This is a genomic window from Kitasatospora sp. NPDC057738 (assembly GCF_042798815.1).
GTDB lineage: Bacteria > Actinomycetota > Actinomycetes > Streptomycetales > Streptomycetaceae > Kitasatospora > Kitasatospora lactacystinica.
In genome coordinates this window covers 30261-39479 of the sequence record NZ_JBHVJT010000094.1, presented here as the reverse complement: position 1 = coordinate 39479, position 9219 = coordinate 30261, and the positions used below count along the sequence as shown (strand labels likewise).

Annotated in this window: 6 protein-coding genes and 1 rRNA gene; 4 read left to right on the top strand and 3 right to left on the bottom strand. The window is 71.7% G+C overall.

What is annotated here, in order from left to right:
* Nucleotides 1–91: ribosomal RNA gene (rrf, locus tag ACFVGO_RS35240) — 5S ribosomal RNA — on the top strand; the annotation flags it as partial.
* Between the two features lie 81 nt (nucleotides 92–172).
* Here rrf and ACFVGO_RS35235 read toward each other — a convergent pair.
* Both ACFVGO_RS35235 and ACFVGO_RS35230 read right to left on the bottom strand, forming a co-directional pair.
* Entirely contained in the window at nucleotides 173–634 is a 462-nt protein-coding gene (locus tag ACFVGO_RS35235) for a GNAT family N-acetyltransferase (RefSeq protein WP_359910530.1), read from the bottom strand.
* 115 nt (nucleotides 635–749) lie between these two features.
* Nucleotides 750–1541: a VOC family protein gene (locus ACFVGO_RS35230; RefSeq protein WP_359910533.1), complete on the bottom strand. Its 792-nt coding sequence runs from the start codon at nucleotides 1539–1541 to the stop codon at nucleotides 750–752.
* Nucleotides 1542–1723: 182 nt separating this feature from the next.
* On the opposite strand from ACFVGO_RS35230, the gene ACFVGO_RS35225 reads away from it, so the two are divergent.
* The 3 genes from ACFVGO_RS35225 to ACFVGO_RS35215 all read left to right on the top strand — a co-directional run bounded on the left by ACFVGO_RS35225 (nucleotide 1724) and on the right by ACFVGO_RS35215 (nucleotide 6753).
* Complete coding sequence (locus ACFVGO_RS35225; protein WP_359910536.1) at nucleotides 1724–3961, top strand: ATP-dependent RecD-like DNA helicase; 2238 nt, start codon at nucleotides 1724–1726, stop codon at nucleotides 3959–3961.
* 225 nt (nucleotides 3962–4186) lie between these two features.
* On the top strand, nucleotides 4187–5476 hold the full coding sequence (locus ACFVGO_RS35220) for a citrate synthase (RefSeq protein WP_359910538.1): 1290 nt from the start codon (nucleotides 4187–4189) through the stop codon (nucleotides 5474–5476).
* A 557-nt stretch (nucleotides 5477–6033) separates the two neighbouring features.
* Entirely contained in the window at nucleotides 6034–6753 is a 720-nt protein-coding gene (locus ACFVGO_RS35215; RefSeq protein WP_359910541.1) for an SDR family oxidoreductase, read from the top strand.
* A 69-nt stretch (nucleotides 6754–6822) separates the two neighbouring features.
* Here ACFVGO_RS35215 and ACFVGO_RS35210 read toward each other — a convergent pair whose 3' ends face one another.
* Nucleotides 6823–9081: a heavy metal translocating P-type ATPase gene (locus ACFVGO_RS35210; protein ID WP_380636195.1), complete on the bottom strand. Its 2259-nt coding sequence runs from the start codon at nucleotides 9079–9081 to the stop codon at nucleotides 6823–6825.
* Nucleotides 9082–9219: the final 138 nt, after the last annotated feature.

Here is a 9219-nt window from a genome sequence, read left to right as displayed (position 1 = left end):
GCCCGGTTACATTCCGAACCCGGAAGCTAAGCCTTACAGCGCCGATGGTACTGCAGGGGGGACCCTGTGGGAGAGTAGGACGCCGCCGAACAATTCTTCAGAAGAACCCCCATCCGGGATCCGGATGGGGGTTCTTCGCGTTTCCCGGCGATTCTCAGAGCTTGAGCGATTGTCAGAGCTTGAGTTTGAACCCGACGTGCGAGGCGGTGAAGCCGAGCCGCTCGTAGAAGCGGTGCGCGTCCGTGCGCGTCGCGTCGGAGGTGAGCTGGACGAGGTCGGCGCCGAGTTCCCGGGAGCGGTCGACGGCCCAGCGGATGAGGTCGGTGCCCAGTCCGCTGCCGCGTTCCTCGGCGTGGATGCGGACGCCCTCGATGATCGTTCGGGTGGCGCCGGCCCGGGAGAGGCCCGGGACGACGGTGAGCTGCAGGGTGCCGACGGTGCGGCCGGCCCGGTCGGCGACGACCAGGTGCTGGTGGGGGTCGCCGTCGAGGCGGGCGAAGGCGGCGCGGTAGGGGGTGAGGTCGTCGGGGCTCTCGCGGGTGGCGCCCAGCGGGTCGTCGGCCAGCATGGCCACGATCGCCGGCAGGTCGTCGGCGGTGGCCCGTCGGATCGTCAGAACAGCCGTTTCAGTCATGATCAGAGACTAGAAGCATGCGAGGCGGCCACCACACCCTGTCTACGCCCGTAGCACCCCTTCACTGCCCTTCTGAAGGGCCGTGGGTCCCGAGGGTCGTGGGCCCCATCGGCCGTCACTCCCCGGGCTTGGTGCTGGTGATGACGGCGAAGACGGCGCCGTGCGGGTCGACCAGTTGGGCCAGACGGCCGACGCCGTGCACGTCCATGGCCGGGATCCGTACGGTCGCGCCGAGGGTGGCGGCGATGGCGAGGCTGGCGTCGGTGTTGGGGACCTCGAAGTAGGGGAGCCAGTGCGAGCCGGTGCCGCGCGCGGTGTGTTCGGGGCCGAGTTGCATGATGCCGCCGTGGGCGTCGTCGGTGCCGCCGCCGGCCGGGGTGAGGACGGTGTACATCACCTCGCCGAGCGGGACGTCCTGCTCCTGCCAGTCGAAGACGGCGCGGTAGAAGGACTTGGCGCGTTCGGCGTCGACGCTGTAGCACTCGGCCCAGCAGAGGCTGCCCTCCTCGGTGACGAGGTCCAGGCCGCGGGTGTCGTGCGGCTGCCAGACGGCGAAGTCGGCGCCGGTCGGGTCGGTGCAGCCGGCCATCCGGCCCGCGGTGAAGACGTCGAAGGGGGCGTACCGGACGCGGCCGCCGGCCTGTTCGACCAGGGCGGTGGTGCGGTCGGCGTCCTCGGTGGCGAAGTAGAGCGTCCAGCCGGGCGGGGTCGCCTCGTCGGGGAGCGGGCCGAGGGCGGCGACGGTCCGGCCGTCGAGCTGGAAGAAGCCGTAGCCGCCGGCCTCGGGGCCGGCGGAGTCGAAGGTCCAGCCGAACAGCGTGGTGTAGAAGTCGACGGACGCGCGGGTGTCGGGGCTGCTCAGGTCGAGCCAGTCCGGGGAACCGGGGCGGAAGTCGGTGTTGAGCATGGCGGCACTGCTCCTCGGACGGGGCCCGGGCGGGCGCGGTCGACGGCGGTCCCCCTCGGTTCCTCCCAGCCTGGCACCTCGGCCGGGGCGGTGCACGGCAGGCAACGGTTCCGGGGCTGTCGGTACGGGGCGGTACGGTGCGTAGCGGCATTGATCCACCCGTACCGGTCGAAGGGGGTCCGGTGAGCAAGCAGGCGGCGCAGTCCGGGCAGCAGGTGCCGCTCCAGCTCGCGCAGGTCGAGGGCGTGCTGGAGCGGATCACCTATGCCAATGAGGAGACCGGCTACACGGTGGCCCGGGTGGACACCGGGCGGGGCGGGAACGACCTGCTGACGGTGGTGGGCGCGCTGCTGGGGGCGCAGGTCGGCGAGTCGCTGCGGCTGCACGGGCGGTGGGGTTCGCACCCGCAGTACGGGCGGCAGTTCACGGTGGAGAACTACACCACGGTGCTGCCCGCCACCGTCCAGGGGATCCAGCGGTACCTGGGCTCGGGGCTGATCAAGGGGATCGGGCCGCGGTTCGCCGAGCGGATCGTGGAGCGCTTCGGGGTGGAGACCCTGGAGGTGATCGAGAACGAGCCGGGCCGGCTGATCGAGGTGCCGGGGCTGGGGCCGAAGCGGACGAAGAAGATCGCGGAGGCCTGGGAGGAGCAGAAGGCCATCAAGGAGGTGATGGTCTTCCTGCAGGGGGTCGGGGTGTCCACCTCGCTGGCCGTGCGGATCTACAAGCAGTACGGCGACGGCTCGATCGGGGTGGTGCGCAACGAGCCCTACCGGCTGGCCTCGGACGTGTGGGGCATCGGCTTCCTGACGGCGGACCGGATCGCCCAGGCGGTGGGCATTCCGCACGACAGCCCGGAGCGGGTGAAGGCGGGCCTGCAGTACGCGCTGTCGCAGAGCACCGACCAGGGGCACTGCTTCCTGCCGGAGGAGCGGCTGATCGCGGACGGGGTGAAGCTGCTCCAGGTGGACGTCGGGCTGGTGATCGACTGCCTGGCGGAGCTGGTGGCGGCGGAGGGGGTGGTGCGCGAGGCGGTCCCGGGGGAGGGCGGCGAGCCGGTGACGGCGGTGTACCTGGTGCCGTTCCACCGGGCGGAGATCTCGCTGGCCAACCAGTTGGTCCGGCTGCTGCGGTCGGACGCGGACCGGATGCCGTGGTTCGGGAACGTGGACTGGCCGGTGGCGCTGGAGTGGCTGGCGAAGCGGACCGGGGCCGAACTGGCGCCGGAGCAGGAGCAGTCGGTGCGGCTCGCGTTGACCGAGAAGGTCGCGGTGCTGACGGGCGGTCCGGGGTGCGGCAAGTCGTTCACGGTGAAGTCGATCGTGACGCTGGCGCTGGCGAAGCGGGCCAAGGTGGTGCTGGCGGCGCCGACCGGCCGGGCGGCGAAGCGGCTGGCGGAGCTGACCGGGGTGGAGGCCTCGACGGTGCACCGGCTGCTGGAGCTGAAGCCGGGCGGGGACGCCGCGTACGACCGGGACCGGCCGCTGGACGCGGACCTGGTGGTGGTCGACGAGGCTTCGATGCTGGATCTGATCCTGGCGAACAAGCTGGTCAAGGCGGTGCCGCCGGGGGCCCACCTGCTGTTCGTGGGGGACGTGGACCAGTTGCCCTCGGTGGGTGCCGGGGAGGTGCTGCGGGATCTGCTGGCCGAGGGCGGGCCGATCCCGTCGGTGCGGCTGACCAGGATCTTCCGGCAGGCCCAGCAGTCCGGGGTGGTGACCAACGCGCACCGGATCAACGAGGGCAGGCCGCCGCTGACGGACGGTCTGGCGGACTTCTTCCTGTTCGCCGAGGACGACGCGGAGCGGGCGGCCGGGCTGACGGTGGACGTGGTGGCGCGCCGGATCCCGCAGAAGTTCGGCTTCGACCCGCGCCGGGACGTGCAGGTGCTGGCGCCGATGCACCGCGGCCCGGCCGGCGCGGGGAACCTGAACACCCTGCTCCAGGCGGCGGTGACGCCGGCCCGGGAGGGGCTGGCCGAACGCCGTTTCGGCGGGCGCACGTTCAGGGTGGGGGACAAGGTCACCCAGATCCGCAACAACTACGACAAGGGGCGCAACGGCGTCTTCAACGGCACAGTGGGAGTGGTGACCGCCCTCGCCGTCGACGACCAGCGGCTGACGGTGCTCACCGACGAGGACGAGGAGGTGTCGTACGACTTCGACGAACTGGACGAGCTGGCCCACGCGTACGCGGTGACGATCCACCGCTCGCAGGGCAGCGAGTACCCGGTCGTGGTGATTCCGGTCACCATGTCCGCTTGGACGATGCTCCAGCGAAATCTGCTCTACACCGCTGTGACCAGGGCGAGGAAACTGGTGGTGCTGGTGGGGTCACGCAAGGCGATCGGGCAGGCGGTCCGGGCCGTCAGCGCAGGTCGGAGGCACACCGCGCTCGACCATCGGCTGACAGCTGGATGATTATCCAACGGGATGGTTGCCTCTAATGTTCTCTTGACGTGAAGAGATTTACGGCAGAGCCTAGGGTGGTGCCGATCTTGTCCGGTTCGTACCGGCTGCGGCGGCAGGTTTTGTAGGGGCGGGCCCTTTCGGGCCACCCCGGGTGCGCGACTGTCCTCCGGATGGGGGATGGTAGAGACAGTCAGGGCACCTTGGAAGAGGATTCATTTCGTCGGTGAGGAAGACGTGAGCGACAACTCGGTAGTACTGAGGTACCAGGACGGCGAGTACGAGTACCCCGTCGTCGAGAGCACTGCGGGCAACTCCGGCTTCGACATCTCGAAGCTGCTCCCGCAGACCGGCCTGGTCACCCTGGACAACGGCTTCGGTAACACCGCCGCGTACAAGTCCGCGATCACCTTCGTGGACGGTGACAACGGCATCCTGCGGTACCGCGGCTACCCGATCGAGCAGCTCGCCTCCGATGGCGGCTTCATCGAGACCGCGTACCTCCTGATCAACGGCGAGCTGCCCAACGCGGACCAGCTGGCGGAGTTCAACCGCGAGATCACCCAGCACACCCTGCTGCACGAGGACGTCAAGCGCTTCTTCCAGGGCTTCCCGCGGGACGCCCACCCGATGGCCATGCTGTCCTCGGTCGTCGGCGCGCTGTCCACGTTCTACCCGGAGAGCCACAACCCGTTCGACGCGGCCCAGCGCCACCTGTCGACGGTCCGCCTCCTCGCCAAGCTGCCGACGATCGCCGCGTACGCGTACAAGAAGGCGATGGGCCAGCCCTTCGTCTACCCGCGCAACGACCTGAGCTACGTCGAGAACTTCCTGCGGATGACCTTCGCCGTCCCCGCCGAGGACTACGAGCTCAACCCGGTCGTCGTCAACGCGCTGGACAAGCTGCTCATCCTGCACGCGGACCACGAGCAGAACTGCTCGACCTCCACCGTGCGCCTGGTCGGTTCCAGCCACGCCAACCTGTTCGCCTCGATCTCGGCCGGCATCTCGGCCCTGTGGGGCCCGCTGCACGGCGGCGCCAACCAGGCCGTGCTGGAGATGCTGGAGAGCATCCAGAAGGACGGCGGCGACGTCGACGCCTTCATCACGAAGGTGAAGAACAAGGAAGCCGGCGTCAAGCTGATGGGCTTCGGTCACCGGGTCTACAAGGCCTTCGACCCGCGCGCCGCCCAGGTCAAGCTGCTCGCGCACGAGGTCCTCGGCCAGCTCGGCAAGAGCGACGAGCTGCTGGACATCGCGCTCAAGCTGGAGGAGCACGCCCTCAAGGACGACTTCTTCATCTCGCGCAAGCTGTACCCGAACGTGGACTTCTACACCGGCCTGATCTACCGCGCCATGGGCTTCCCGACCAGCATGTTCACCGTGCTGTTCGCGCTCGGCCGGCTGCCGGGCTGGATCGCCCACTGGCACGAGATGATCAACGACCCGACCAGCCGGATCGGCCGTCCGCGCCAGATCTACACCGGCACCGCGATCCGCGACTACGTCCCGCTGGACGCCCGCTGACCGTGGCGGAGCCGACCACCGGCCCGCGCGGAAGCTGAGAGGGGCCCGGCCGCTGTCGAGCGGCCGGGCCCCTTCGCGTCCCGGTGGCGCGCCCGAGGGCCCGCGCGGGGACGGAACCGTACGGCGCACGACTCCGGGGTCGGCCGCAGCCGGGGACGGCCGCTCAAAGCGTCCCAGGCCCGCCAGAACCCCGGCGTCGTGCGCGAAGGCCGTCGGGTTCGACGACCGTTCCCGGGGCCCGCCGGAGCCCCGTCGGCGGCAGTCCTGGAAGCGCGGGGACACATTGCCGTTCAGCGTGTCCCCGCCCATCGGAAAAACTGCCGCACTACCAACCTAAGACGTATCAGGGTGCGAGAAGTTACGCCCGGGGGGTGTGAGCTGCCTCTCGCCACGCTCCGTGTGCGCGTCGTACCACGCCCATATCACACCTTCGCTCGCGCGGGACGTCACCCTCCCCGCAGTCACGGCAACCGAGCGTGATAGGAATCGTGGCATTCCGGTACGGACCGTCGCGCACATTCGCCGCGCGACGGCGGAACTGGGGAGGGAGTGCGCAGATGGCCAGGAACGTCGTCGTCACCGGCGGTGGCACGGGAATCGGGTACGAAGTCACGCGGCGGTTCGTCGAGGCCGGCGACCACGTGATGATCGTGGGGCGCCGCCGGGAGGTCCTGGAGAAGGCCGCGGCCGACCTCGGACCGAACGTCACCCCGCTGGTGTGCGACCTCGCCGACCCGGACGCCGTCGAGGCCGCGCTCGCCGAACTGCCCGAGCGCATCGACGTCCTGATCAACAACGCCGGCAGCCGCGAGACCGTGGTCGGCGGCGGGCCGCACGCCCTGCTGGCGCGCTGGCGCGGCGACTTCGAGCGCAACGTGCTGACCGTGGTGCTGCTCACCGAGTCGGTCCGCGACCGGCTCACCCCGGGCTCCGGCCGGGTGGTCACCGTCAGCTCCATCGCCGCCCTGCGCGGGGCCGGCTCGTACGGCGCTGCGAAGGCCTCGCTGCACGCCTGGAACCACTTCCTGGCCGCCCAGTTGGGCACCTCGGGCATCACCGCCAACATCGTCGCGCCGGGCACCGTCGCGGGCACCGAGTTCTTCGGGCCGCGGCTGGACGAGGCCGAGGTCGCCCGCCGGGCCGCCCGCACCCTGCTCGGGCGGATCGGCGAGAGCGGCGAGGTCGCGGCGGCGGTGCACTTCCTGGCCTCGCCCGAGGCCGGGTTCATCACCGGCGAGATCCTGCACTGCAACGGCGGCGAGCTGCTGGGGCGTTGAGCCGCCGGGCGTCGAGACGGACGGCGGGCCCCAACCGGTAACCGGTCGGGGCCCGCCGCATGTACGGGCTCAGGCGGGCCGGAAGCGGCGCAGCCGCAGGCTGTTGGTGACCACGAAGACCGAGGAGAAGGCCATCGCGGCACCCGCGATCACCGGGTTGAGCAGGCCGGCCGCGGCCAGCGGGATCGCCGCCACGTTGTAGCCGAAGGCCCAGAACAGGTTGCCCTTGATGGTGCCCAGGGTCCTGCGGGAGAGCCGGATGGCGTCGGCCGCCGAGCGCAGGTCGCCGCGGACCAGGGTGAGGTCGCCGGCCTCGATGGCGGCGTCGGTGCCGGTGCCCATGGCCAGGCCCAGGTCGGCCTGGGCGAGCGCGGCGGCGTCGTTGACGCCGTCGCCGACCATCGCCACGACCTTGCCCTCGGCCTGCAGCCGCTTGACGGTGGAGACCTTGTCCTCGGGGAGCACCTCGGCGATCACGTGCTCCGGCGCGATGCCGACCTCGGCCGCCACGGCCTCGGCCACCGCCCGGTTGTCGCCGGTGAGCAGCACCGGGGTCAGGCCCAGTGCGCGCAGCTTGCCGATCGCCTCGGCGCTGGTCGGCCTGACCGCGTCGGCGACCTCCAGCACGGCCCGTGCCTCGCCGTCCCAGCCGACCGCGATCGCGGTGCGGCCGGCCGCCTCGGCGGCGGACTTGGCGCGGGCCAGGGAGGGCGGCAGGTGCTGTGCGCGGTCGGCCAGCAGGGCCTCGCGCCCGGCGACCACCGTGCGGCCCGCCACGACCCCCTCCACGCCCCGTCCGGGCACGTTGCGGAAGTCCGTGACGGCGGGCAGTTCGCCGGCCTCGGCGGCGGCCTCGGCGACCGCCCGGGCGATCGGGTGCTCGGAGGCGTGCTCGACGGCGCCGGCCAGTCGCAGCGCCTCGGCCCGGTCCACGCCCTCGGCGGTGTGCACCGCGAGCAGGGCCATCCGGCCGGCGGTGACGGTGCCGGTTTTGTCGAGGACGACGGTGTCGACCTTGCGGGTGGTCTCCAGCACCTCGGGGCCCTTGATCAGGATGCCGAGCTGGGCGCCGCGGCCGGTGCCGACCATGAGCGCGGTCGGGGTGGCCAGGCCCAGGGCGCACGGGCAGGCGATGATCAGCACGGCGACGGCGGCGGTGAAGGCCTCGGTGGGGCTGTCGGTGGCCAGCAGCCAGACCACCAGGGTGGTCAGGGCGATCAGGATGACGACCGGGACGAAGACGGCGGAGATCCGGTCGGCCAGCCGCTGGGCGGCGGCTTTGCCGTTCTGGGCCTCCTCGACCAGCCGGGCCATCCGGGACAGCCGGGTGTCGGCGCCGACCCGGGTGGCCTCGACCACCAGGCGCCCGCCCGCGTTGACGGTGGCGCCGGTGACGGCGTCGCCGACGGTGACCTCGACCGGGACGGACTCGCCGGTGAGCATCGAGGCGTCCACGGCCGAGGCGCCCTCGACCACCACGCCGTCGGTGGCGATCTTCTCGCCGGGGCGGACCACGAAGCGGGTGCCGACCGTCAGCCGGTCCACCGGCAGCCGTACCTCCCGGCCGGCCCGCAGGACGGCGACGTCCTTGGCGCCGAGGTCGAGCAGGGCGTGCAGGGCGGCGCCGGCCCGGCGCTTGGAGCGGGCCTCCAGGTGGCGGCCGAGCAGGATCAGCACGGTGACGGCGGCGGCGGTCTCCAGGTAGAGCGTGGCGGAGGCGTCGGTGTCGCCGACGGACAGCGAGAAGTCGTGGTGCATCCCGGGCATGCCGGCGTGGCCCAGGAACAGGGCCCAGCAGGACCAGCCGAAGGCGGCCAGGGTGCCGAGCGAGACCAGGGTGTCCATGGTGGCGGCGCCGTGCCGCAGGTTGGTCCAGGCGGCGCGGTGGAAGGGCAGGCCGCCGTAGACCACGACCGGGCCGGTGAGCGCGAAGGCCAGCCACTGCCAGTTGTCGAACTGGAGGGCCGGCACCATCGACAGCAGGACCACCGGGACGCTGAGGACGGTGCTGATCAGCAGCCGGTCCCGCAGGGTGTCGGGGTGCCCGGTCGGAGCGGTCCGCTCGGGTTCGGGGGCGGCGGGCGCCGGCGGCGGGGGGACCTCGGCGGTGTAGCCGGTGCGCTCGACGGTGGCGATCAGCTCCTCGACCGTGGTGCCGGGGCCGAAGTCGACCCGGGCCTTCTCGGTGGCGAAGTTGACGGTGGCCTCGACGCCGTCCATCCGGTTGAGCTTCTTCTCGATCCGGGCGGCGCAGGAGGCGCAGGTCATCCCGCCGATCGACAGCTCGACCCGGTCCCGGGCCCCGAGGTCCGGGGTGGACGTGCTCATGCGGATCAGCTCCTCGGTCGGGCGGCCGGGGGGGGGGGGGGGGGGGCCCCCCCCTGTCGGGGGGGGTGGGGGCTGCGGGCGACCCACCCCTCTCCCGACTCCTCTCCCTCGTTGCGCCCCCCTTCTTTTTTCCACAAG